This is a genomic window from bacterium, from assembly GCA_036504735.1.
Lineage (GTDB): Bacteria > Electryoneota > RPQS01 > RPQS01 > RPQS01 > DASXUQ01.
In genome coordinates this window covers 679,335-702,989 of the sequence record DASXUQ010000005.1, presented here as the reverse complement: position 1 = coordinate 702,989, position 23,655 = coordinate 679,335, and the positions used below count along the sequence as shown (strand labels likewise).

The following is a 23,655-nucleotide window of genomic DNA, read 5'->3' as shown; positions in this document are numbered from 1 at the left end:
AAAGGTATGTATTTCGGATCTGCCCCGCTCTCTGCCAAGGATATTGCTGCCCATGTGATTCCGGGCGCGATTCTGGTGGCACTGACTCTGTGGTTCCTCGACGGGTTTGCAGGATTGATCATCAACCTGCTGACCCTTGGAACCGGCGTAGTTTCGCTGGTGATGTGGCTGCTGGCCGCCTACGTGGCGGGGATCTTTGTGCAGCTCTTCAGCGGTCTGTTTCCGGGGGAGGCTCGGCATGGCACGGAGAGCCAGGCTGCTGCCCAGCTTCTGGCGGGCAACGACCGAAGTTTCTCGGCAGAGTTCAAACGGGACGTGATGGCGCGCGCCCAGCGGCTGTTCGGCGCGGCGGCAACAGGGCCGGAACTGTATCGGTTATGCCAAGATTACGTCACGCAGCACAACGCGGCAAAACGGATCGAAGCCCTGGCAGCTTTCGGCCATCTGTTTCGGGGAATCTTGATTGCCGCCCGCATCGGGCTGATTACCAGCGCGCTGATTGCCGCCAAGCATCTGGTGCTGCTGCTGCTGCCGCAGTTCGGGATCATTATTCCGGTGACGGGATTCTTAGATTATGAAGCGGTGCATCTGGTAATGGGAGCACTGCTGGTGGTGGTATTCGGAGCGGGAATCCGGCTGCTTAAGGCACGGCTGGACTTCTGCGTCGAAGAGTCCGTTCGAGACGTCTATACAAGTTTTTTTGCCGTCACAGCCCACTTGCCGGAGAACGACCGATGAGCACCGTGATCCACGACCCTGTTTTCCGCCGCCCTATGGAACCGCGATTTCTGAAATGGCAGCCCACCGAACTGATGGAATGGGCGAAGACCGGTTACACTACCGAGGGCCATTTCAATCTGGCGCGCAGCGGCGTGCCGTCGATTACCAGCGTTTCCGATTGGCCGGGCGGGCCGTATGTGCCTGACCTTTACGGCCACAATGAGTGGGGCCATGAAGGACTGAAGGCTGTTATCGCGGAGATGTATGGCACGGGTGCGGAGAATGTGCTGATTGCGCAGGGGGCCAGTCAGTGCAATTTTCTGATGGCGGGCTCGGTATTGGCTGATGGCGGCACGGCGATTGTGGAGACACCGCTGTACCAGCCGATTCTGCGTTCGATACAGGTCTGGGCGGACCGCGTCGTGCGGCTGCCGCGCCGCAGGGAGAAGGGCTATCAGCCCGATCCGGCGGACTTGCGGAAACTGATTGACGAGCACACGCGGCTGGTGATGCTGACCAATCTGCACAACCCGACCCACGCGTCACTGGACATGGATGCGGTGGCGACAATGGTCTCGATTGCGGCGGAAGTGGGCGCGGTGGTGGTGATCGACGAAGTTTTTCTGGCGATGCTGCGGCGTGATCACCGGACGCACGGGTACTCGCGCGGAGCGATTTCTCTGAACAGCCTCGGCAAATCCTGGGGGCTCGATGCATTGCGAGTGGGGTGGGGAATTGGCCCGGCGGACATCGTGCACCGCGCTTACCGGTTGAATAATCTGCTCGGAGTCAACCAGCCGCATATGACCGAAGATCTGGCGTACCGCGTGTTGAAGAGCCCTGCGGCTGTGGAAACAATGCTTGCCGGGGTTGCCAAGGCTACCGCAGGACGAGACCTGTTCGAGGACTTTGTGGCGGCAACTCCCGAGGTGAGTTGTGTAATGCCGCCGGCGGGGATTTCCGCTCTGGTGGAACTGCCGGCGGGAACCGATGATCTGGAATTCTCGCGCGAACTTCAGGCCCAAAAGAAGACGGTGGTATTTCCCGGAAGTTTCTTTGAATGCCCGGGCACGGTGCGAGTGAGCTTTGGCGGGCCGGTGGAGGAAGTCAGGGAAGGCTTATCACGGCTGAGGAGCATGATCAAGGAGCGAGTATGATCCGATTGTGGTGGATTGGCTGCCTCCTGATTGCGGCATCGGCTTTTGCCGCCGTTCCGGCCTCGATTGAACGAGCGGCGCGTGAAGTGGTTATCAAGTGGCGGACGCCGCCGTCCCGGCTGGATGCTCTGACGGCTATGCCGGAGTTTGCAGGCCGCACCGAGAGCGTTCGTGCCGCGCTGCCCATTACGGAGCGCACCGAGCAGGGGCTGGAGCGGGTGAGTGTGCTTGTGGCCACATCGCGGCAGGCGGCAGAGGAGATTGTCGCCGGTTTGCAGGGAGATCCGCGCGTTGACTATGCCGAACTGCGGCCCGAGCGTCATACCGATGATTACACGGCGGCGCGGCGCGGAGGAAACGCGCTGGACGGTGTGCCGAACGATCCCTTCTATACTCAGCAATGGGCACTGCCCGCGGTGGACGCCGAAGCGGCGTGGAATATCACACGGGGCGACACCAATGTGGTGATTGCGGTGGTGGATGTGGGGGTGGATTTCACCCATCCGGATCTGGCGGCGCAACGCTGGGTGAATTGGGCGGAGGTCCATGGCCAGCCGGGAGTGGATGATGACGGCAATGGGTACATCGACGACCTTTACGGATACGATTTTGTAGACGGGGACGGAGACCCGACTCCGAACCCACGGCTGGGACCGGAGACTCACGGCACCCATGTCGCGGGGATTGCGGCGGCGACTCGGAATAACGGCATCGGCATTTCGGGACTGGCTCCCGGCTGCAAGGTGATGGGGGTACGCGCGGGGGCGGGCGGCGGTATCAACTTCGGATACGACGGCATCTACTACGCCTGCCGAAGCGGGGCGAAAATTATCAATTGCTCCTGGGGCGGGTCGGATGCGTCCGGCTTCGAACAGGATGTGCTGGCTTACGTGATGTCCCACGGTTGCGTGGTGGTGGCCGCGGCAGGGAACGATCCTGCGCTATCCCGGGAGTTTCCGGCGGGAACCGAAGGGGTACTGGCAACGGCGGCGAGTCAGATCGGCGACATAGCGGCGGATTTTACCACGCATGGCGACTGGGTGAAAGTGACCGCGCCGGGTGTGATGATCCTGTCGACAGTGATTGGCCCGAACGGCGAGGCGGCGTATGACTACTTTCAGGGTACCAGCATGGCCACACCGATGGCTGCGGCGACCTGTGCTCTGGTGGCCAGCCGTTTTCGGAATCTGGATGGCCGGCAGATTATGGAACGGGTTATCTTGTCATCGGATCCGATTGATGCGATGAATCCGACTCTGGCGGGGAAGCTTGGATTGGGGCGGATCAATGCCTGGCGGGCTCTTTCCGACTCGGTGGCCGGAGTGCGGCTGGTCAATGTGACCTACACTCCGAACGACGGCAACAACGATACCCACATTCAGGGCGGGGAAACCGCCAATTTGCAGATTTCTATTTTCAATGATCTGGGCAGTGCCGGAAATGTGATTGGCCGGGTCTCCACCACCAGTGACAGCGTCTCTCTGACCGGCACCATCGTAGATTTTGGCAATGTGCCGCACGGTGGGCCGTTTGTCAACACGACACCGCTGCGAATTCAGGTCATTGGTACGGCGCGGCGCGGTCCGATTATTCCGATCACGGTGGATTTCGAATCCGGCCAGCGCCTGATTGGACGAGGCACGGCGACGGTCATTTTGGATTCGACGTTTGTTGTTGCCGATAATGGCCGGTTGAAGCTGGGCTTTGCCGAAAACGGGTCCCTTGGATATTTCGATTATGTGCGCAACCAGTATCTTGGCCCCGGCTGGCAGATTTCCGATCACACCAATGCGCTGTATCACGGCAGTTTTGTGATGGCCGCCGATGGCGCGGCGTCGGACAATTTTTACAACAACCATGCGGTAGACAGCCTGCCCGATTATTTCGACTGGGCCGTCTTGCCGGACAGCGTGGCGCATGCGGTTTCATCGACCCGCGCCGATTATGAAGCGCGGACAACCTTTGATGACCGTGCGGCCGCCGAGCCGTTGTTTGCGCAGGTGGGCGCGTCAGTCCTTGGATGGAACAGCCCGGGTGCCAACGGTTCACTGGTGCTCGAATACACGGTGACCAACCGCTCGGTGAATACGTGGAATCAGGCCTACGCCTCCCTCTTTCTCGACATCGATCTGGCGTCGGCGATAACCAATGTGGCTCATTATGATACGGCGTCGGGGATCACGTACGTCGAACAGATCCGGCCATCGCATCCGCTGGCGGGCATCGTGCCGCTCACGGACACTTTGGGAACGCTGTATGTGATCGACAATCGCGCGCAGATCGATCCTCCAACATGGGGCGACAGCGCCAAGTGGCATATCCTGACGCAGGGAGTCCAACCGACGCCCACCCAGCCGATGGATTTGAGCCTGGCCCTGGCAATTGGACCGCTGACCATGACCAGCCACGAGACGCGAACGTTTGCTTATGCGATGCTGACGGGACAGACTATCGAGGATTTGCGGTTGCAGGCGGATTCGGCCCGGGCGCGGTACGGTCAGCACGTTTTGCCGCCAGTTCCGCCAACCGCGCCGCAGATGGTTGCCGAAAAGCCCCGGTTGTTCCCCAATCCATTGCCGCAGGGAGAGCCGCTTCACCTGCTGGTGCCGGACGCTCAGCCGGTGAATCTGCGTCTGTACAATGTGCTGGGACAGGTGGTGGCGGACCTGCATGGTTTGCGCGGCGGTCCCAATCCGATTGCTCTGGACCGCGGGATGCTCGACAATGCCAGCGGAGTCCTGTTTTACCGTATTGAATCCCAGTCCGGGCGTGTGGACGGCAAGTTGCTGATCCTGAGATAGAACGACGTGCGAAGCCATGATCCCTTGAATCCTTACGGATATCATCCTATGAAACGTTTCTCACAGCTACGCGGCATGATGCTCCTCGGGTTGTTGCTGGCGGTTGTTGCGCCGAACGCGTTTGCGCAATTGCCGGAAGTTCAGGGAATCGGTTTGTCCGGCAGTCCGGGCGTGCGGGATAGTATCGTTTTCAACGGGGATTCGCTGTATGTTATTGCCTCATACATTGCCGGACCGGAATACCCGATAGCGGGCGTCGGTCTGGAGCGGGACTCGTTGCAGATGATCCGCGTTTATCTGCACCCCGACACGATTCCGGGGCGGGAACCCATCGGTGTCCTCTATGGCCTGGTGGATCCGCAGCGGATGGTCTTTGATACCATCTCGGTGCCGCATACGGTGGAATTTGCCACGCTGCTGCCTGAGGTCACGGACCCCTATGTGCGCTCGCTTCAGGTGGAACTGGCGGTCTATTGGTCGGATACTTCCGGGCATCCCTTCTTAAGTGAACTGCGGGACAGCCAGTTCGGTGTGGACGGTGTTCCGGCGGTGCGGAACAGTGTCGATGCGTTGCATACGACCTATCTGCGCTTCCGCGACAATGTGACTCTGCCGCCGCACATCCTGTCTCTGGATTCCGGCATGACCATTGGCCGCCGTTTCAACTTCGTGTACAATCAGCCCGAGCCTGCGGATTCGGCCCTCGGCGCGTTGTCACTGGTCATCTCCCGGATGGAGCCATTCCAGGAAGCACATTTTCTGTACATCCACAATGATTCGGCGGGCGCGGCAAAGACGCTTCCGCTGGATGCCTACCACCTGTTTGACCGTACGACACTGGACACTCTGCTGGGCGGGGATTCGCTCTCCAGTGGGGCGACCTACCAGTTTGTACTCAGTTACCGCGATATTAACCACAATCCCATCGCCCGGGCTACGGTAAGTTATATCCATACGGATTTGCGGACGGAGACGCCGTCCCTTTACGAGCCGCGCATCGGCTATCAGCCTGCGGATCCCTACGATTCGACGGTCTATGTGGTCTACAGTCTGCCGGAGGGCGCCGATTCGCTATGGCTGACGTTTGAGCCTGACACCAACCTTTCCGCGGTCGCGGACACCATTCACATTTTGCGGATGGCTCCGGGGTACTACGGTCCGGGCCTGGTCAACTTCCATCTTGAAGGACAGAATATCGGCACCAACAACCCGATGGTGGTGGAGAGCAATATCGGCCTGAACGACCGGCTGGTGCCGCAGTGCATCTATAAGGTCACGCTGACGTACGGGGATTCTCTGAACAACGATAATGTATCCGTGACGAACGACGGCTACGTATGGCCACGGGACCAGACCACCATTCCGCCGCGCATGGTGTATCCCGCGCCGCCGCCGCCATCACCGGCGCCGCCGGTCAACTATGCGACCAACGCCACGATGCGTTTGGAGTATTACCTGCCCGAGACTCCGTGGCCGGGAAGCGTCTATATGATCCTTCAGGCCAATGCGGGAGGCGATCCGGGCTCACCGCATAATGTCTATTTGCATACGGAGGCTCCGGGCCACATGGCCCTGACGTTGAACGCGACGGGCTTAAGCTTTTCGAGCCTGGTGGACAGTGTGACCGGGGGCGGCACCGCCGATCAGAACAACACACTGGTCGACAGCCTGCGGTACCGGGTACGCGTGGCCTACCGTGATTCGCTCGGCAATCCCGTGGCGGTGTCTCCGCTGGCCTTTACCACCTTCGATAATCACACGCAGCCGGCGCAGATTCACTCGCCTGTGGATGGCGATACGCTGTACCAGATCAGCATGCCGGTTCGATTCTTCCAGCCGGAGGAATCGTTTCCCGGAAGTCTGCGACTGGTGTTGACTCAGACCGGTGGAACTTTGGATCCGGGGTCGCCGCACACGCTTTACCTGAGCAATGACTCGCTGGGTGAAAAGATGATTGTGCTGCAGCCGGCGTCGCTGGATGCCACTCCCGGAGTGGAGCGGGTGGAGGGCGGACTTTCACTGGTGGAACGAGGTCTCTACCGGCTTTCGGTTCTCTACAGCGATACCTTGAACAATCCGGCGGCGCGGGTGGATGTCAATCAATTGATCTATCCCAGCGGTACGGCGGTGTTCGCGTCAGGCGGTTCGCTTGGCGCGGGGAGTGTCATCCCCAATATGATGAGGCACGTGGTGTTCCGGCTGGATTTGAAGTCGCTCGGCGGTTCCAGTGTGCTGCGTCGTCTGCGATTTTCGGTGCAGGGCAGCATTCTGCCTTCGGATGCGGCAGCCAATGAGATCCGGCTGTTCTCCAGCGTGGATACCGTGTTCTCGGAGGGAGAAGATGTCTCACTGGACAGCTTAGGCACGTGGAATGGCGAGGACATGGTGTTTGAGGGCTTTACGGTTCCGATCAGCACATCGCCGACCAGCTTCTTCGTGTCGCTCTATCACGGTCCCAACGCGAATCCGGGGCACACGGTTTTTCTGTCGATTACGGAATCATCATACATCGACTGCGGCAGCGACCCGGTGCTGGCGGATCACTGGCCGATCGGTACGCGCGACGTTCCGCTGGCGGTCAACCTTACCAGCTTCTCTACGGCACAGGATACGCTGTTCGGCGCGTTGCGGATTCAGTGGGGGGTTGCTTCGGAAACGGCGAATGCGGGTTTTCTGCTGCTGCGCAGGGCGGAGAATGAAGATTCCTTTGCGGTGGTCGCCAACTGGCGGAACCACCCCGAACTGGAAGGACGCGGCACGGAAGCGACGGCCTCGGTCTATCGCTACGTGGATCGCGGACTCACGCCGGGGCGACACTACACGTACCGTTTGTCGGCAGAGTCCATCAATTTCGACCGCGTGAATTTGACGCAAGAGACGGATGGTGTTCCGCGTATTCCGCCGACCCGTTTTGAGATCGGCGACGCGTTCCCGAATCCGTTCAATCAGGATGCGAACTTTACGTACATCGTGCCTGCGACCGCCGATGTGCGGATTATCATCTATGACCTTTTAGGGCGGCAGGTACGCACGCTGGTGAAGGGACATCTGGCTCCGGCGGAATACCACGCCACATGGGACAGCCGCAATGATACGGGTGTGCTGATGCCGTCGGGAGTTTACTGGTACCGGATGAAAGCCGGGACCAACTACACCAAGGCGAAGAAGCTGCTGCTGATCCGCTGACCGTTACCGCTTCCTTTCCATAGCAAAGCCGCCGTGTGATGAACACGGCGGCTTACGCGTTTGGTTCGAGGCATGCCGTTACTCTGCGGTCTGCGGCTTGCTCCACTCGGCGATGTGCGAAAACTTCTGCGCAAACAACTCGGGGACGGTATTGTGAGGCAATACGCCGGGACCGAAGGGGTCGCATGCTGCGGCGCTTAAGCACTCCCGCAGGAAGTGTCCGCAGTGCATGGAATCGTCGCGGTGCAGTGGGCTGACGTAGGTCAGGTCATGTTTCAGCATGGCCACCCACGCCTCGGCAAGCTCGGCGAAGCGGTAGGAGTAGCCCGAGGACATCAGATGCTGGGCGGCGTGTTCGGCGGCCTCAAACTGCTCATGGGTCAATCCTGTATCCACCACGGCGGCGCGGTCAATCGTGGTCGATGACCATTTCTGCACGGGATTTTCCTGCGGGCCGTCGGGCTTCGGCAGGAATCCGGGAAGCGGCACGTGAAAATCGCTCTCCGCAATCCACGGCATCCCCCGGCGGGGCTTGGTGAACATGAAGACGTGGGTCCAGGGGGACGGCTCGCCTGTGGGAGTCACCCACTTCTCGCCCCAGTTAATCAGTTTGGCGGCGACGAAGTTTATGTGAATAAGACCGATCCGTCCCGGAGCGGCATAAGTCCGCCAGAATTCGAGCAGGTTCGGATCGGTGAGGCGCGGAGATTTCTTCATAACGTATGGCTATGTTTTTATACAGAAGTAAGATACCAATTGCACGGAGAGATGTCAAGGCTCGCTTGACATTTCGGTGCGCGGTCGCTATATTACTTGACCAGATTATACACAATGCGAAAGAACGAAGAACGTGGCACAACATAAGACCGATATTCTGATTATCGGCTCGGGGATCGCGGGGCTGAGTCTGGCTCTAAAGGCGTCCCACTACGCGGATGTCACGCTGGTGACCAAGAAAGAGTCGGCGGACACGGCCACGAACTGGGCGCAGGGCGGCATTGCGGCTGTCACCGCTCGCGATGACGATTTTCTGCTGCACGAGGACGACACGATCAAGGCCGGTGCGGGGCTGTGCCATGACGATGCCGTACGCCTCGTGGTGGAGACGGCACCGCAACGCATCCGCGAACTGATGGACCTTGGCGTCAGGTTTACGCGCTACGACGGCGAGTTGTCGCTGGGACGAGAAGGCGGGCACAGCAAGTCCCGCATCCTGCATCATCACGATCACACCGGGCAGGAGATCGAATCGGTGCTGCTTCAGCAGGCGCGCGCGAGCGGACGCCTGACGCTGATCGAGCATCACCTGATGATTGATCTGCTGGTGGAGCCCCGGCCGCGCGATGCGCGGCAGTCGAACCGCAAACAGCGGTGCTTCGGCGCGTACGTGCTGGACACGATGCACGACGTCGTCAAGACCATCACGGCCAAGGCGGTCGTGCTGGCCACGGGCGGCTCGGGCATGGTTTACTTGCACACGACCAATCCGACGATTGCCACAGGAGACGGTGTGGTGGCGGCATGGCGGGCTGGCGCGATGGTCGGCGATCTGGAATTCTTCCAGTTCCATCCTACGACGCTCTGGGAGCCGGACAGCGACGGCGGCTCGCGCGCCTTGATTACCGAAGCGCTGCGCGGATTCGGAGCGGTCCTGAAGAATCGCCGCGGCGAGCGGTTCATGGAGAAATATGATTCGCGGCAGGAACTGGCTCCGCGCGACATCGTCGCCCGCGCCATCGATGCGGAAATGAAAAAGTGGGGCGATCCCTACGTGCTGCTGGATTGCTCCCACCTGTCTACCGAGCGGTTGCAGTTGGAGTTCCCGCATATCGACCGGATTTGCCGCGCACGCGGCCTGGATTTTACTCAGCAGCCCCTGCCGGTTGTGCCTGCGGCGCACTATCAGTGCGGCGGCGTGGTGACCGATCTGGACGCGAAGACGACGATTGAAGGATTGTTTGCGGTGGGCGAAGTGGCCATGACGGGGCTGCACGGGGCAAACCGCCTGGCGTCCAACTCACTTCTGGAGGCGGTGGTTTTTGCGGATCAGGCGGCGAAGAGTTGCCAGAAATGGCTACAGGAAGCGCCGGCGCTTCCTGTAGCTGAAGATTGGTCTGCGGAAGGAACGGTCAACCAGGAAGAATGGGTGCTGGTTGAGCATAACCGGGACGCGATCCGCAAAATCATGTGGGACTATGTCGGTATTGTTCGATCCACGTTCCGTCTCGAGCGTGCCCGCCGAAGGATGACGCTGTTCAAGCAGGAAGTGGACGAATTCTATCGGCGCACGCGGGTCAATGAGCCGCTGTTGGAACTGCGCAATATGACGATTCTGGCCGATCTGATCGTACGCAGCGCCATGAGCCGCAAGGAGAGCCGCGGCCTGCATTTCATGACGGATTATCCGGAGCCCGATAAGGAGCGGGCGCCTCAGGATACACTACTGAGTCGTTTTTCGGATGCGCCACACGCTTTGTTGCAAGAAAGTCCCCAATCATAAGGGCGATACCGACGAAGAGGGGGATCAGGCCGAATCCGTTGAGGTCATGGTCTTCGCCGATAATGCCCCAGATCAGCAGGCCGAGGCCAACGGCGGCCCACACGAGACCACCGACATAGGGGCGACGCTTCTTGTTGTCGCCGGTTTCAAGGTAGTCGGGCGGGATGGGGATGCCCTTCTCGATGGCAAGCAGGCGTTCTTTGTGCAGCATTTCCGCGCGGGCGCGCCGGTTGCGGATTTGTGCGAGAACGATGATCAGGATAACGGCGAGGGTGCCGGCGATCGAAATCATACCGGTCAGCATTCCCAATTCCGCGATACCTGTAGGGTCGTGCATATGAACCTCCTTCGAGGGATAGTGCCAAAGCTGTCGTTTGTGCGCTTTCAGTGATGCCCTGACCGGGCGACCCGGCCTCATAAGGGCTCCTGATAAGTACGAGTGGAGGGAAATCGATATTGTTGCAGCGCGCGGTCAAAGGGGCCGCGCGCAACAATTCCGGCGGATTGCCGTCTGATTCAGCAGATACCTACCGGTGGAGCGAGGAAGACAGGCTCATGCAGCCCGATGATGCACAATTACTGTGGCGGCTTTGGCGGGGAGACACGCAGGCGTTTGCGGAGACGGTAGATCTCTACAAGGGCATGGTGTTGAACCTTGCGGCGCGCATGACGGGCAAGCCGGACTCGGCGGAGGATATCGCTCAGGAGGTCTTCCTGCGGGTGTGGAAGGGGCTTCCACAGTTTCGCGGAGAATGCAAGCTCTCGACGTGGATTTACCGGATCACCATCAATTTATGCATTGCCGAAGGGAAGACGGCGCGGGGGCGATCCGAGTTTGTGGCGATTGACGACCCCTCGATCATGGCCCAGCCGCAACTTCGGACCGAGAGCGATAATGAGTACGCCGAAGAAGTTATCCTGAAAGAGCGGGTGCAGACGCTGCTCACGCACATGCCGGAGCATTACCGCACGGCAATATCGCTTTACTATTTGAAAGACCTTTCCTATCAGGAAATCAGCGACATCATGCAGGTCCCGATGGGTACGGTAAAGAGTTACCTGTTCCGGGGAAAAGCATGGCTGCGAGATAAGCTTCTGGGACGGGAAGTGGCGAAGGAGGAAACGGCATGAAAATCGAAGACGCATACCGCCGGTTGCCGGACTATCTGGATGGAGGCTTGACCGGAGCGGAGCGAACAGAGTTCGAAAGGCTTCTGACAGAGCAGCCCGAATTGCTCGAGACCGTACAGGTATCACAGCGGCTGGACTCGGCGTTGCGCGGCCAGCCATGGCTGGTGCCGTCGCCCCATTTTACGCGAGACATCTTATTGCGTATAGAGCCTGCTCCTTCTGTTGCGGTATCCGCGTGGCCCGTGGCGTGGGAACGTGCCAAATTGGTTTTGTCTGCGGCGGCTCTGGTGATAATGGTGTTGTTTTATGGGCGAACCATTTTGTTGTGGTCGAATGATCTGTTATCAGGAGCGGGAACCTGGGTGCAATCGTTGACAGGTTTCAGTCTGTTTGCTTTGCATCCGGTGCTGATTCTGGGCTTGATTGCGCCGCTGTTGGCGGGTGGATTAGCTACGTGTGTGCTGACCGGGCGGTGCAGACTGAGTTCTTGAGCCCCTTTGGGGAGTTTTAGGATTGTATCAGGCCGTGCTTCGGGGAGATAGGAGCGCGGCCTCTTCGTTTCAAATAATTTGGATAGTTAAGATAGGATTAAGAGGCGAATGCCTCTCATTTTTCCGAAAAGTGCGGGCGGCCGGGAAATCTGCAAAAATCCGGCCTGCATTTTGTGCAGTCGTCGCACGATTTGCACACCTCATTTTTGGATGGACAGGTGTTTTTGCTGATTTTAAGGATGATGGAGTCGGGACAAATAGAGGAACGGTTGTTGCCACTTGTAAATTGAAGAATTGGTAGAAACTTCGATGTGCGAGGAACTTAGCACTTGAAATTGTGCGCACATCGTCGTAACTTTTTGTCCGTCAAATTTGTTATGTCGTTGGGGATCCGAGACGAGAGGCACCACAACGGTGCACAGCTCAAGAGCCAAAGTAAAGGAGAGACCATGCTCACAAAGTTCAATCGCAGACCGAACGAGAAAGGATTCACCCTTATCGAGATCCTGATCGTGGTGGTGATCGTGGCAATTCTGGCCGCTATTTCGGTGCCAATCTACGTCGAGTACGTAAAGAGCGCCCGTGCGTCCGATGCAAAGACGACCATCAACGCGATCTGGCAAGCTGCCCAGGTGTATTACCAGGACAAGGGTGATTGGCCGGCCACCGTTGAAGAACTCGAAACGCAGAAGTATCTGGAAATCTCGGAAGCAACCCGCCTGCAGTGGAGCTTCAGCATCGTCGGCGCCCCTCCGGTGACGATTACGGCTGTTTCGACGGAGCAGATGCGTGGTGGCGCCGGTCATCAGGTCACGTACAACATCCAGGACGGCTCGTGGGTTGGCTACGGCTTGCCGCAGGACGAAGGATCGTCGAACTGATTTTGCTGACAGTTTTATAGGGCACAGCCGTGCCCTTCGGACCGATGGATTGTGTTGAAAACTGAAAGAGGATGAGAAGTGACTGAGGTCGCGACAGGGCAAAAGCTAAACATCTACGAATTGCTGAGGTTTGCGGTAGACCAAGGAGCCTCAGACCTACACCTTTCGACTGGGTCGATTCCCATGATTCGAGTTCATGGCCGTATGCGGAAGCTGAACATGCCGCACATGGACAACGATACCATGTGGCACATTGTGCGCACGGTATTGAATCGGGATCAGATCGAGCGTTTCGAGGAGATGAAAGAAATCGACTTCTCGGCGAAGCTCGAGCAGATCGCGCGTTTCCGTGTGAACGTGTTCCAGCAGATCAACGGCATGGGCGCAGTTTTCCGTACGATTCCTTCGGATATTCGCACGTTTGAAGAGTTGGGGTTGCCGGAGGCGCTTCGCGACCTGGCTGGCCGGGACCGTGGTCTGGTATTGCTGACGGGGCCGACGGGCTCGGGCAAGACGACCACCCTGGCTACCATGATTGACTGGATCAACGAATACAAAGAACTGCACATCATCACGATCGAAGATCCGGTCGAGTTTTTCCATGATTCGAAGAACTGCATGATGAACCAGCGCGAGTTGGGTGCCAACACCCACTCGTTCGCGAACGCGCTTCGCGCGGCTCTGCGTGAGGACCCGGATGTGATTCTGGTCGGCGAAATGCGCGACCTGGAGACCATCTCTCTGGCCCTGACGGCGGCGGAAACCGGCCACTTGGTGCTGGCGACGCTGCATACCTCGAGCGCGGCGAAGACGATTGACCGTATTATCGACATCTTCCCTGCAGCGCAAAAGACCCAGGTCCGTTCGATGCTGGCCGAGTCGCTGGAGGCGGTAGTGGCACAGAAACTGCTGCCGAGTAAAGATGGCAAGGGACGAGTGGTTGCGGCGGAGGTGATGGTGGCGACCACCGCAATCCGGAATTTGATTCGCGAAGACAAGATCTACCAAATTCCTTCGGTGATTCAGGCCGGCGGCAAGTCCGGTATGCAGAGTCTGGATCAGGATTTGATGCGTCTGCTGCACAAGGGTATGATCAGCCGTGAGACGGCGGCCCACGTGGCGGAGAATCCGAAGTTGTTTGAAGTCAATCTCGCCGATTAGTCTTTGAGTTTTTCACTTTCGCGGGAGGGTTTCATGGCGAAAAGGAGAACATGGCAACGAGGCACCGCGGACATGGTGTCTGTCGGGGTGGGAATGCTGCTTTTGGGCATTGTCACCGCCGGGACATCAGCGGCCATGGTGTACGGCCGGGAGGCGCTGATTCGGCAGGAGCACTATAAGGCCGCCGCGTATATTCTGCGCGGGATGATGGAACAGGCCCAAGGTGAGCTTCAGTATGTCGATGAGGCGCGCGGAGATCGCAACCTGGGGCAGCTGACATACCCCGATAAGCCGCTGGATCTGGCGGCGGAGCGTGGCACGTCGGTGCAGCGGGTGATGGTAACGGTGAGCCGGGATGTGGTGGAAGAGGTTGACGATCCGCGGAATGGTCCGCGGATGGGTAATAACGGTCAGGTGAAGCCACCAGACTTCTATCGGCTAAGGATGCATGCCCAGTGGCGGGAGCGCGATTATGCCGAGAATCTTCGTGATGAAGCCGGCATCATTCGCGAAATTACAATGGAGACGGCGGTGTTGGTTCGCGCCGACCTTTAACCGGTGCGGCTGAAACATTATCCCGATTTAGGGGAGGGACGTTGTCATGAGCACACACACACAGAAGTCGCCGTCGTGTGCGGCAAAACCGCGCCGCCGTTGGGCGAGCGGGTTTACCATTGTCTCCACCGCCGTCAGCGTTGCGGTTGCAGGAATTATGCTGGCAGGCGGATGGATGAGTTATGCCAGCATGCTGCGGCAGTGGAAGATCGGAAACGCCGAACGCGAAATGGACCAGTACGCGGCGGCGGCCATGCAGGAGCTGACGAACGACCTGTCATGGAGTTGGGGTGGCATTCAGATTGAAGGCGGTCCGCGGAACACCCGCTGGAAGTTCATGTTCGACGATCAGTTCGAAGAGAACGGCCAGATGGGCAACTCCCGCTTCGGCCGCATGCGTGACTACAACAAGTTTGTCACGTTCAGCTACAATCCCAATTCGGGAATCCTGATTGGCGGACGCGTGCCGCCGTGGGCGGGCGATAACCGGCACAGCCAGTACCGGTTCATCGGGACCGCACCGCACCGGGGCGAAGTTCGCTCCTTTGACCGGCGCGACCGGATGACGGTAGAAGGGCTGACCATGGAGTTCAACCGCTTCCCTTGGTACCGCACGAATACGATTGAAGATCAGATTCGGCGGCAGGGTGTGGTGGAGATCAGCATGACCATGCAGTATACCTACCGTGGGACCTTCCCCAACAGCGACATGGGACTGTACGGCAACTATTACGTGCGTGAGCGGCAGTATTCGACGCAGGTGTCCCTGAAGAACTGGGACACCGACGGCAACGCGTTCAAGGACTCGTTGCTGGCGCACACCGGATAGTCCGGAAACGATTTGACGACAAGCGTCCCCACGACGGCCCGCTTCCGGGCCGTCGTGGAAGACGTCACAATATAGGCGGTGGCAAAGCTGACCGAATGGTAGGCGTGTGGCGCGAGGCCGGTTGACTGTAATTCGCACATCAACCATCGTTTGTCTCGAGCGCACTGGCATGGCGGCACAGAGGTGAGGTTCACGCCCGCTTTCCCCTTGGGAACATGGGCGAGGACTTTGCAGCCGAGAGCGCTGCTCAGGCCAGAAGTATCAAGACAATCGTGAAAAGTGGGTGAACGAAGTTAACCCGGCGAAGGGAAGGGCACGATGGACAGCAAACTTACACAAAGGCCCCAAGGCCGTCAGGGCGGTTATGTGTTGGTCGCCGTCGCGGCATTGACGACTGTGCTGTTAGCCACCGGCATCGCGTTTATGCGTTGGTCCACGGACGAGGCGCTACAGTCCCGTGAGTCTGCCGCAGCCATGCAGGCATACTATTTGGCCCAGATGGGCATTGTTGAAGAAGGCTTCATGTGGCTGCGCAGTCAGAAGGAAACGGAGCTGCCGACAGGTGAAGTGACACGCCCCGGCCGGGATGTCAATCCGGATGGAGGGTACTCTGACGTCAGCATCTTCGGTATGCCGTCCATTAACCAGGGCCAATTCTGGCTGGAAGACCGGCGCTTCCGGATTTCGGCCATCGGCAAGGTCCGAGTGCCCGTGCTGCATGAGGGGGCGAACGATTTTAAAGAGATTAAGCGCAAAGCCATTTTGTATGTGCAGGTGCGCAATTTCGCCGACTACATGTATCTTTCCGATTGCGAGTTGACTACCTTTGGCGACCGCATCAAGTTCTGGACCCCGGACACGCTGCAGGGCCGAGTGCATTCGAACAGTCTGATCGCCATCGAGGGCACACCCCAGTTTTATGGCCAGGTTAGCACCACCGAGTGTGACTTCTGGCGGGGACCGGGCTACAATCCCGGCTTCCACGGACCGCAGCCGCAGTTCCGCGCACCGCGCGTTGAAATTCCCGAGTTGGCGAACAACCTACGCCAAGGTGCTTCGATGCAGGGGCAGTTTTACAACGTTCCCGGCAAGCAGTACCGGACAACGATTGCGAGTGGAACGGTATATGTTGACACCTGGGATGTTGGAACGCCCTTTGATTCCACCTTTCGCCAGCCGGTTCCGATTGTCGGACGCCTTTGCATGTTCTTTGATGGACCACTGGAACTTAAGGGAAGCGGTCTGACCGGTCAGGTAACCATCGGCTGTTCCAACAACATCCGGCTGATCGATGACATTACTTATGCCGGTGCAGGGCCACAGGGAGAGATCCCGGTCAATTCTTTGGCCGTTCTCGGCATCGTTTCCGAGCATGATGTGAAGGTGGCGAACACGGTTGCCAATGGACGCGAGAACTCGGCCGGTGCGGGTCAGGGCCAGAACAATCGGAACCTGACAAGCATTATCATCGATGCCGCCATCGTGGCGCTGGGCGAGAGCTTCACCTTCGAGCAGCAGAATGACGTCGACAGCGGCTATGTCTACCAGACGGGCAATCCACCGCAGCCTGCGCGCGATGACCGCGGCACGATCTACGTGTACGGCTCGATCACCCAGAAGCGCCGCGGCTATGTCCACCGTTCAACCAACGGTTCTACCGGTTACGCCAAACAATACCGCTACGACTGGCGCTTCGACCGCATCAAACCGCCCTGTTTCTTCCACGTAACGGATGATGCCGGTCACGCGCTGTTCAACGTTGTCCAATGGGGCGAGGCTAATGAGTCGCGCAACGAAGTGCAGCGTTGGAACATGGTTCGTTACAACTAAGGGGTTAGCCGGATCCGTACGACTCGCGCACGCGGGGCGGAAGGCTGAGCCCGATCTGGATTAAGGTTTGCGCCGCGATTTTTCCCGCAACGTTGTGGCCTGCCTTCTTGCTCCGCTCAGAGCGCGGATGACTTCACCTGTCTCCGTCCGCGCTCCCCGTCCGCCGATTCGGTAAGCAATTCTCCCCACATCATTTGTCTGGTCCGCGGAGCCCTCGGCCTTTGCGCCGCGGAACTCCATATTCTGTATTCTCCTGCCTAAAGGAGCGAGTGTGATAGCATTGAAATCCAGTTTGCGGGTGGGCCTCGATATTGGCTCACACGCCATCAAGATGGTGCTGGCCGAAAAGGGCAGCCACGGGAAGCTCCGGCTCGTGAAAGCGATTTCCCGGGACATATATGCGGGCCAGGAGAAGTTTGACCTGGACGGCCCGAAGAAGACGCTGGTTGTTCCCCTTCTGCTGGAGATGTTTCAGGAAGCCGGGGTGCGTCCGAAGCGCGTCGCGCATCTGGGAAGCTGCATCGGCGGATCGAATCAGGCGGCCAAGGAGATTCGAACCCTGCAAATGGCCGAGGAAGAAATGGCGTCCTCGATTCTGCAGGAAGCCCGCAAGCACGTGCCACTGGACGGCAGCGAGTCTGTGGTGGATTACCAGATTCTGGGTGAAGACCCCAAGGAAGCGGACAAGGTGCGCGTGCTGGTGGCGGCCACGACCAAGCGCATGTTCGACGCTCACGTGGACATTCTGCGCGAGACGGAACTGCGGCCGGGCGTGATCGATCTGGAGCCCCTCGCGGCGGCCAATACGTTTATCGGCCACACGGAACTGCCGGATGACGGCGTGATCGTGTTCCTGAATATCGGCGCGAAGCGCACCAATCTGCTGATTTTGAGCCGCAAGGACATGTTCTTCAGCCGCGACCTGCCGGTGGGTGGTTACAACTTCACCGAAGAGGTCATGAAGAAGCTGAACGTGAAGTTCTCCGAAGCGGAAGATATCAAGAAGTCGCAGGGCATTACGGCCGGCGGTTTGAAGGCGGCGGAGAGCGGCGGCGGCGGAGAAATGTTCGCCCTGGCCGAGAAGTCCGCGCTGGATAAACTGGGCGACGAGATCAACCGTTCGCTTCGCTACTATGTGAAGGAGACGGGCCAGAGTTTCGTTCACCGCATCGAGATGGTGGGCGGCATGGCGGAGAGCCGCGAGATCGCGGAAAGTCTGCACGAGAAGTTCAAAATCGAAGTTCGCGCCTTTGATCCGTTCGTGAATGTGGAAGGATCGCAGGACGTACGGCACCGTTCGCAGTTCGCGGCGGCGGTGGGTTTGGCAGCGCGAGCACAGGGCATCTAACGAGAGAACAAGCGGCCCATGGTCAAAAGTTTTTCGATCAATCTGAACAAGGGCGAAGGCGAAGCGGTCGTACGCATGCGCCGGCAGGAGCGTCGTTCCTATCTGGTGCTCGGTCTGTTCGCAATTGTCTTCCTTGTTCTCGCCAGCCTCACCTGGGCACAGAATGGGGCTATGAACGATGTGATCAAATCGCGCCAGCAGAAGCTGAACCGGATCCGGTTCGAGCTGGACAGTCTGAAGCGCGAGGCGACGAAAGTATCCAAGGACGACGTGCTGGCACTGGCGCGTCTGGAAAATGAGCGTTTCCTCTGGGCGCGCCGGCTGGAGAAGCTGGGCGAAGTGCTGCCCCCGGCCATGTCGCTGACGGGACTGGACTATCAGAACCGCGTGTTTACGATCAGCGCCATCGCCCAGGTGGACACCGGCGTGAAGGAATTCGACATCATTTCGAAGTTCATCGAGCTGCTGAAGTCGACTCCGGAGTTCCGGCAGGGACTGTACGAGATCCGCTTCGACCAGTCTCTGCGCAAGAAGGTGGAAGGCGAAGACGTGCTGCTCTTTTCGGTGCAGTGCCTGACGCAGGATCCGGACCGCAAGGCGAAGGCCAGGGCGGCCCAGGCGGGTGAAGGCGGCGGCAGCGGCGGCACGACGACGACGAAGATCACCAAGGCTGCAACACAGGCAAAATTCTAAGGAGACCCTACTTCAATGAGAAAAGTTTTTGCAGGGTTGCTGTTACTGGCGATTGCGGCGGTGGGGTTCTACTACTACCAGAAGCTGGTCTATACGCCGAAGCCGGGCAAGATTAAAGAACTGGACAAGGTGATTCAGCAGGAAAACGAGAAGCTGATCGCGGCCCAGATCATTGCCGGCGAACTCAAGCACGTGACGAAGCTGATCGAAGGGAACCTTGCGCAGTCGGCTCGCGACTCGCTCGCCGATGACGCGTCGCTCCCGTTCATGAATCAGATCACGGATATTCTGCGCGCGCACAATATCAACCTGGTGACGATCAAGCCGAGTCCCAGGAAGAATTTCGCGGATTACGTCCAGAATCCTTACACGATGGACGTAGAAACCAGCTACAAGTCGCTGGTGGATTTCTTGAACGACGTGGAAAAGAATAACCGACTGGTGACCGTGGACCGCCTCGAGCTGAACAGCACGGTGAAGCGCGTCCAGGCTCTGGCCAAGGCGGGCAAGCTCGACAAGCGGCCGATGTCCATTACCCTGTCGACGCTCACCCTTTTGAAGCATAAGTAAGGATCATCGCATGGGACAGCGCATTAATGTGTTATGGGGCATTGTGATCAGCCTGCTGGTCGTGTGCGTGATCTGGATCGGCTACAGCGACTATCGCATGTCCAAGCAAGTGGAAAAACTTCGTCAGCAGAAGATCGTGCTGGGAACCGACGAGCAGCTCAAGGAGACGGTGAGCACGCTCGAGAAAAACCTCGATGACCGCCTGGCTTACCAGACGCATGTCGACGGGGACCCGCTGGATTTGACGAAGGTGATTCAATCCAAGGCATTTCTTCAGAGTCTCGGCTTGCGCGAGACGCTTGATCAGCAGGGCCGCATGCGGTTATCCTGCACGGCCACGTCCCCGGACGGGATGTCCATGGGAGTGGTGAAATTCATGGGCAGGAGCTACAATCTTCACGAGGGCGACACCTTCAATGGCTTCAAGGTCTCGAAGATATCGCCGTCGCAGATGTTCATGTCCAAAGGCGGAGCTCAGCTCGTGCTGGCGGTGGAGAAGGCCCCCGATGAGGAACTCTCCGAAAGCACCAAGCAGACATCAGTGTCCGGCCGAAATTACTGAGCCCCGGTTCTTCGTCATCATTAAGTTTCGTTTCATCATTCCAACCTTTTGCTGAAGAGGTAAGTTCCTGTTGAGCCTTGTAAAGCAATTCCCCTCGCGCCTCACCCGCAGAGGCTTGCGTACGCCGGCATGCTCCATGATATGGCTCGCGCTGCTGGCTCTGATTCTGGCGGCGGCCAGCCCAGCGCGGCAGGGTATCGCCGTGGCACAGACGAACGGCAACGGCGAACAGCTGTCCCGTTCCGTCACAATTGACGCTGATGATGCATTCCTGCCCGCGGTGCTCTCGATTCTTGCGGAGAAGAGCGGCTACAACATCGTGACCGGTCCCGGAGTCAACAAGGAAGAAAGAGTCTCCGTCCACCTCAAGGACGTGCCGATCGAGCAGGCCATGAACCTCGTGGTTCGCGCCGCCGGTTTGTCCTACGAGATCGTCGGAAAGTCTTTCCTCGTGGCTCCCGCCAAGCAGCTCAAGGAGCAGGCTGGTCTGACCTCCTATGTGCTCGACCTGAAGTACACGGACGCGCCGACGATGGCGAAGGTCCTGAAGAACTTCACGGCGGACATTTCGATTGACACCACCGGCAACAAGGTGCTGCTGATTACCAGCCCGAAGGTCTTCTCCGACGTCCAGAAAGTCGTCGAGCAGGTTGACCGTCCGGCGCTGCAGATCGTGCTGGAATGCCGGATTATCGAAGTAGGTGTGGACGACGAAACCAATCTCGGCATTGACTGGAACCGCCTGTCGCAGCTCCAGACCGTGATCATGGAATCGCCGGTGGACGCATACGGCAATCAGTTGAATGCCGCCGGCGCCGCCGACCTCACCGGTATCGACCCCGCGCAGAAGGGCCGCGCCCCGACGACGTTGCCGTTCTATCCGTTGGAAGCCCGCCGCATCGGCTATTTCAGCAAGCAGGTGACCGCCTTCGAAGTGGCGCTGGATCTGTTGCTGAAGCGCGGCCGCGCGGAAGTGCTGGCCAACTCGGCCGTGGCCACCTTGAACAACAAGGAAGCCAACATTCAGGTTGTGGACGAAATTCCGTACGTGGCCCGCAGTGGCGGCGTCGGCGGTCAGGTGCAGATTCAGGCGGCCACGGTGGGCATCAAGCTCACGGTGCGTCCCAAGATCAACAGTGACGGCTTCGTCACCTGTGACATCTCGCCCGAACTGTCGTCCATTTTCCAATTCATCGAGTCTTCGGACACTCAGCTTCCGTGGGTGAAACGTCGCACCTCGACAACGACCATTCGAATCAAAGACGGCGAGACGGTTGTGATCGGCGGCCTGTTGGGTGTCGAATCTTCCAAGACGGTGCACCGCGTGCCGTTCCTCGGCGATCTGCCCTTTGTCGGAGCCTTATTCCGCCATTCGGCTGACCTGACCCGGAAGACCGACCTCATCATTCAGGTGACTCCGCACATCTTGGGCGGCGGCTATGCTATCGGTCTTCCTCCGCGCGTGCAGGAAGTCCAGGATCGGTTCATGCCCTCGGCACAATCGCCGAAGCCAGAAGGGAAATAGTTCTCTGTGACGGCATACTTCCGCAGCATACTCTGCTACGGGATCGTGATCTGCCTGCTTGTACTGCCTTCTGTACACCATAGTGGATTCGCGCAGACCTTTCCAAGCCAGTCCATGCTCCCTTCGAGCCGGACTGGCCTGGAAGGCCTGCTGGGCGGACGCAGTTCCGTCGGCCCGACAGGCGAGATGTTCTTTGAAGGGCCAGTCAATCCCGACGACTACATCGTCGGGCCGGGAGACCGCCTCGATGTGGTGTTCTGGCAGCCCAATTTCACGGAGAATCCGGTGTCCGTGAACGCCGAAGGCGACGTAATCATTCCCTTCGTCGGAATGGTATCGGTTGCCAGCGTGAGTCTCCGGGAAGCCCGAGAACGCATTGAACAGGCCGTGATCCGGTCTATCCGAGTCGGCAAGGTTACGGTCTCGCTGATCGAACCGCGCCGCTTCCGGGTGAATGTGACCGGTCTGGTGGAAATGCCCGGGACCTATGTGGTGCCCGCGACGGCTCGCGTGGCGGATGCCATAGCCCTGGCAGGAGGTTTGAAGCGGTCGGTGGCCTTTGTCGGCAGCGATACGTCGACCACGGTCAGCGGATCGCAGAGACGCGTGGAACTGAGGACGCCGGACGGCGGCGACGCCGGACATGCGGACCTGCTCCTCTTCCGGAGCGGCGGACGGCTCAAGGCCAATCCGCGTCTACAGGACGGCCTGACCATCTTTGTGCCGTATGCGCAGGGCATCCGCGATCAGATCGGTATTTTCGGGGCGGTCAATAACGGCGGCCTGTTCGAAAGCGCGGACGGTGATGACGTCGAGGATGCCTTGGCACTGGCCGGCGGTCTGACTTCGCAAGCGGATTCGTCGAATGTAGTGGTTATTGAAGGCAACGGCAGCCGTACCCGGCTTGATGTTCGCGGAACAGCCCGGAGTGCCAGTCTGGCGCAGCCCCTGTCCGCCGGCAGTCGAGTGTACGTGTCAGGTTTTGCGGATACCAGCCGCGCCGGATCGGTGACCTTGCGCGGTGAAGTTGTCCATCCCGGCGGTTATCCGATCATCGTGGGGCAAACAACTCTGCGGGATGTGCTGGATCAGGCGGGCGGTCTGCTGCCATCGGCAGCGGCGAATTCGGCCCGGCTGATGCGCACGCCACGAGAGGATCCCGTGAATTCCGAGCGGATCCGGGTCCTCGAAGCCAGCATGATGATGAATCCGCGATACGGCGACAACGACAAAGCGCTGGCCGTAGAATTTGCCCGGTGGAGTCACACCGGCGTGGTGCTCGATCTGAGTGGCCGCGACAAGGCCGGTGACCCCGCCAAGGTGCAGCTTCAGGACGGCGACGTGCTGGAAGTGCCCAAGAATCCTCTGGGAGTCCGGGTGCTGGGAGCCGTTAACCGTGCCGGCGAAGTACCGTGGGTGACGGGAAAGAATTTGAATTACTATCTGGCGCAGGCTGACGGTGTCAACCATGTGGGTTGGAAGAGCCGCGCTGTCGTGGTAAAAGCCCGCAACGGCTCACAGTTGCAGTATGAGTCTTCACTGTCTATCGATCCGGGTGACGTGATCTTCATCCCCAACCGGCAACAGGTAACGACATGGGAGACGTTCAAGGACGTATTGGGCGTCACCGCGCAGGTGGCCACAGTCGTACTCATTGTTCAGAATCTCAAGAAGTAGTGACTCGCCCTTTGGAAGCTGGGGATCACTCGGAGGGT

The 23,655-nt window shown here is 58.9% G+C and carries 20 protein-coding genes; 18 read left to right on the top strand and 2 right to left on the bottom strand.

Features of this window, described 5'->3' with window-relative positions; genetic code table 11:
* Positions 1–6: 6 nt before the first annotated feature.
* The 4 genes from VGL38_04740 to VGL38_04725 are packed head-to-tail and all read left to right on the top strand — an operon-like array spanning position 7 to position 7,864.
* Positions 7–738: a hypothetical protein gene (locus tag VGL38_04740; protein HEY3294719.1), complete on the top strand. Its 732-nt coding sequence runs from the start codon at positions 7–9 to the stop codon at positions 736–738.
* Positions 735–1,877, top strand: a complete 1,143-nt coding sequence (locus tag VGL38_04735; GenBank protein HEY3294718.1) for a pyridoxal phosphate-dependent aminotransferase — start codon at positions 735–737, stop codon at positions 1,875–1,877. The genes VGL38_04740 and VGL38_04735 overlap by 4 nt, the downstream gene beginning before the upstream one ends.
* Positions 1,874–4,678, top strand: a complete 2,805-nt coding sequence (locus tag VGL38_04730) for a S8 family peptidase (GenBank protein HEY3294717.1) — start codon at positions 1,874–1,876, stop codon at positions 4,676–4,678. Before VGL38_04735 ends, VGL38_04730 begins: the two co-directional genes overlap by 4 nt.
* 48 nt (positions 4,679–4,726) lie before the next feature.
* A complete protein-coding gene (locus VGL38_04725; protein HEY3294716.1) occupies positions 4,727–7,864 on the top strand; it encodes a T9SS type A sorting domain-containing protein in 3,138 nt (1,045 codons plus the stop codon).
* A 78-nt stretch (positions 7,865–7,942) separates the two neighbouring features.
* On the opposite strand, the gene VGL38_04720 is transcribed toward VGL38_04725, so the two are convergent.
* Entirely contained in the window at positions 7,943–8,581 is a 639-nt protein-coding gene (locus tag VGL38_04720) for a hypothetical protein (GenBank protein ID HEY3294715.1), read from the bottom strand.
* A 133-nt stretch (positions 8,582–8,714) separates the two neighbouring features.
* Between VGL38_04720 and nadB the strand changes: the two genes are divergently transcribed.
* On the top strand, positions 8,715–10,364 hold the full coding sequence (gene nadB, locus VGL38_04715; protein HEY3294714.1) for an L-aspartate oxidase: 1,650 nt from the start codon (positions 8,715–8,717) through the stop codon (positions 10,362–10,364).
* Here the strand turns inward: nadB and VGL38_04710 are convergent.
* Positions 10,255–10,701: a DUF6249 domain-containing protein gene (locus VGL38_04710; protein ID HEY3294713.1), complete on the bottom strand. Its 447-nt coding sequence runs from the start codon at positions 10,699–10,701 to the stop codon at positions 10,255–10,257. The genes nadB and VGL38_04710 overlap by 110 nt on opposite strands.
* Positions 10,702–10,820: 119 nt before the next feature.
* On the opposite strand from VGL38_04710, the gene VGL38_04705 reads away from it, so the two are divergent.
* The 13 genes from VGL38_04705 to VGL38_04645 all read left to right on the top strand — a co-directional run bounded on the left by VGL38_04705 (position 10,821) and on the right by VGL38_04645 (position 23,617).
* On the top strand, positions 10,821–11,495 hold the full coding sequence (locus VGL38_04705; GenBank protein ID HEY3294712.1) for a sigma-70 family RNA polymerase sigma factor: 675 nt from the start codon (positions 10,821–10,823) through the stop codon (positions 11,493–11,495).
* Positions 11,492–11,986: a hypothetical protein gene (locus VGL38_04700; GenBank protein ID HEY3294711.1), complete on the top strand. Its 495-nt coding sequence runs from the start codon at positions 11,492–11,494 to the stop codon at positions 11,984–11,986. Before VGL38_04705 ends, VGL38_04700 begins: the two co-directional genes overlap by 4 nt.
* 449 nt (positions 11,987–12,435) lie before the next feature.
* Positions 12,436–12,867 (top strand): prepilin-type N-terminal cleavage/methylation domain-containing protein, encoded by a 432-nt coding sequence (locus tag VGL38_04695; GenBank protein ID HEY3294710.1) that lies wholly within the window; start codon positions 12,436–12,438, stop codon positions 12,865–12,867.
* 78 nt (positions 12,868–12,945) lie between these two features.
* On the top strand, positions 12,946–14,028 hold the full coding sequence (locus tag VGL38_04690; GenBank protein HEY3294709.1) for a type IV pilus twitching motility protein PilT: 1,083 nt from the start codon (positions 12,946–12,948) through the stop codon (positions 14,026–14,028).
* 33 nt (positions 14,029–14,061) lie between these two features.
* Positions 14,062–14,583 carry a hypothetical protein gene (locus VGL38_04685; protein HEY3294708.1) on the top strand — a complete coding sequence of 174 codons (522 nt, stop codon included), beginning with the start codon at positions 14,062–14,064 and terminating at the stop codon, positions 14,581–14,583.
* Between the two features lie 46 nt (positions 14,584–14,629).
* Positions 14,630–15,412, top strand: a complete 783-nt coding sequence (locus tag VGL38_04680) for a hypothetical protein (protein HEY3294707.1) — start codon at positions 14,630–14,632, stop codon at positions 15,410–15,412.
* A gap of 318 nt (positions 15,413–15,730) precedes the next feature.
* Positions 15,731–17,242, top strand: coding sequence for a hypothetical protein (locus VGL38_04675; protein ID HEY3294706.1), 1,512 nt, complete (start codon positions 15,731–15,733; stop codon positions 17,240–17,242).
* Between the two features lie 271 nt (positions 17,243–17,513).
* Positions 17,514–18,590: a type IV pilus assembly protein PilM gene (gene pilM / locus VGL38_04670; GenBank protein HEY3294705.1), complete on the top strand. Its 1,077-nt coding sequence runs from the start codon at positions 17,514–17,516 to the stop codon at positions 18,588–18,590.
* 18 nt (positions 18,591–18,608) lie between these two features.
* Positions 18,609–19,283, top strand: coding sequence for a hypothetical protein (locus tag VGL38_04665; protein HEY3294704.1), 675 nt, complete (start codon positions 18,609–18,611; stop codon positions 19,281–19,283).
* Between the two features lie 15 nt (positions 19,284–19,298).
* The gene (gene pilO, locus VGL38_04660; protein HEY3294703.1) at positions 19,299–19,853 is read left to right on the top strand and encodes a type 4a pilus biogenesis protein PilO; all 555 of its coding nucleotides are present in this window, start codon (positions 19,299–19,301) and stop codon (positions 19,851–19,853) included.
* A 10-nt stretch (positions 19,854–19,863) separates the two neighbouring features.
* Positions 19,864–20,415 (top strand): hypothetical protein, encoded by a 552-nt coding sequence (locus tag VGL38_04655; GenBank protein ID HEY3294702.1) that lies wholly within the window; start codon positions 19,864–19,866, stop codon positions 20,413–20,415.
* Between the two features lie 136 nt (positions 20,416–20,551).
* A complete protein-coding gene (locus VGL38_04650; GenBank protein ID HEY3294701.1) occupies positions 20,552–21,940 on the top strand; it encodes a secretin and TonB N-terminal domain-containing protein in 1,389 nt (462 codons plus the stop codon).
* Positions 21,941–21,946: 6 nt separating this feature from the next.
* Positions 21,947–23,617: an SLBB domain-containing protein gene (locus VGL38_04645; protein HEY3294700.1), complete on the top strand. Its 1,671-nt coding sequence runs from the start codon at positions 21,947–21,949 to the stop codon at positions 23,615–23,617.
* Positions 23,618–23,655: the final 38 nt, after the last annotated feature.

Excerpts from the sequence above, each read along its gene's own strand:
- VGL38_04725 (HEY3294716.1), top strand. The coding sequence starts at position 4,727 with ATGAAACGTTTCTCACAGCTACGCGGCATGATGCTCCTCGGGTTGTTG.
- VGL38_04720 (HEY3294715.1), bottom strand. The coding sequence starts at position 8,581 with ATGAAGAAATCTCCGCGCCTCACCGATCCGAACCTGCTCGAATTCTGG.
- pilO (HEY3294703.1), top strand. The coding sequence starts at position 19,299 with ATGAGAAAAGTTTTTGCAGGGTTGCTGTTACTGGCGATTGCGGCGGTG.
- VGL38_04665 (HEY3294704.1), top strand. The coding sequence starts at position 18,609 with ATGGTCAAAAGTTTTTCGATCAATCTGAACAAGGGCGAAGGCGAAGCG.
- VGL38_04675 (HEY3294706.1), top strand. The coding sequence starts at position 15,731 with ATGGACAGCAAACTTACACAAAGGCCCCAAGGCCGTCAGGGCGGTTAT.
- VGL38_04650 (HEY3294701.1), top strand. The coding sequence starts at position 20,552 with ATGATATGGCTCGCGCTGCTGGCTCTGATTCTGGCGGCGGCCAGCCCA.
- VGL38_04735 (HEY3294718.1), top strand. The coding sequence starts at position 735 with ATGAGCACCGTGATCCACGACCCTGTTTTCCGCCGCCCTATGGAACCG.
- VGL38_04730 (HEY3294717.1), top strand. The coding sequence starts at position 1,874 with ATGATCCGATTGTGGTGGATTGGCTGCCTCCTGATTGCGGCATCGGCT.
- VGL38_04655 (HEY3294702.1), top strand. The coding sequence starts at position 19,864 with ATGGGACAGCGCATTAATGTGTTATGGGGCATTGTGATCAGCCTGCTG.
- VGL38_04680 (HEY3294707.1), top strand. The coding sequence starts at position 14,630 with ATGAGCACACACACACAGAAGTCGCCGTCGTGTGCGGCAAAACCGCGC.
- VGL38_04695 (HEY3294710.1), top strand. The coding sequence starts at position 12,436 with ATGCTCACAAAGTTCAATCGCAGACCGAACGAGAAAGGATTCACCCTT.
- VGL38_04740 (HEY3294719.1), top strand. The coding sequence starts at position 7 with ATGTATTTCGGATCTGCCCCGCTCTCTGCCAAGGATATTGCTGCCCAT.
- VGL38_04710 (HEY3294713.1), bottom strand. The coding sequence starts at position 10,701 with ATGCACGACCCTACAGGTATCGCGGAATTGGGAATGCTGACCGGTATG.
- VGL38_04685 (HEY3294708.1), top strand. The coding sequence starts at position 14,062 with ATGGCGAAAAGGAGAACATGGCAACGAGGCACCGCGGACATGGTGTCT.
- VGL38_04700 (HEY3294711.1), top strand. The coding sequence starts at position 11,492 with ATGAAAATCGAAGACGCATACCGCCGGTTGCCGGACTATCTGGATGGA.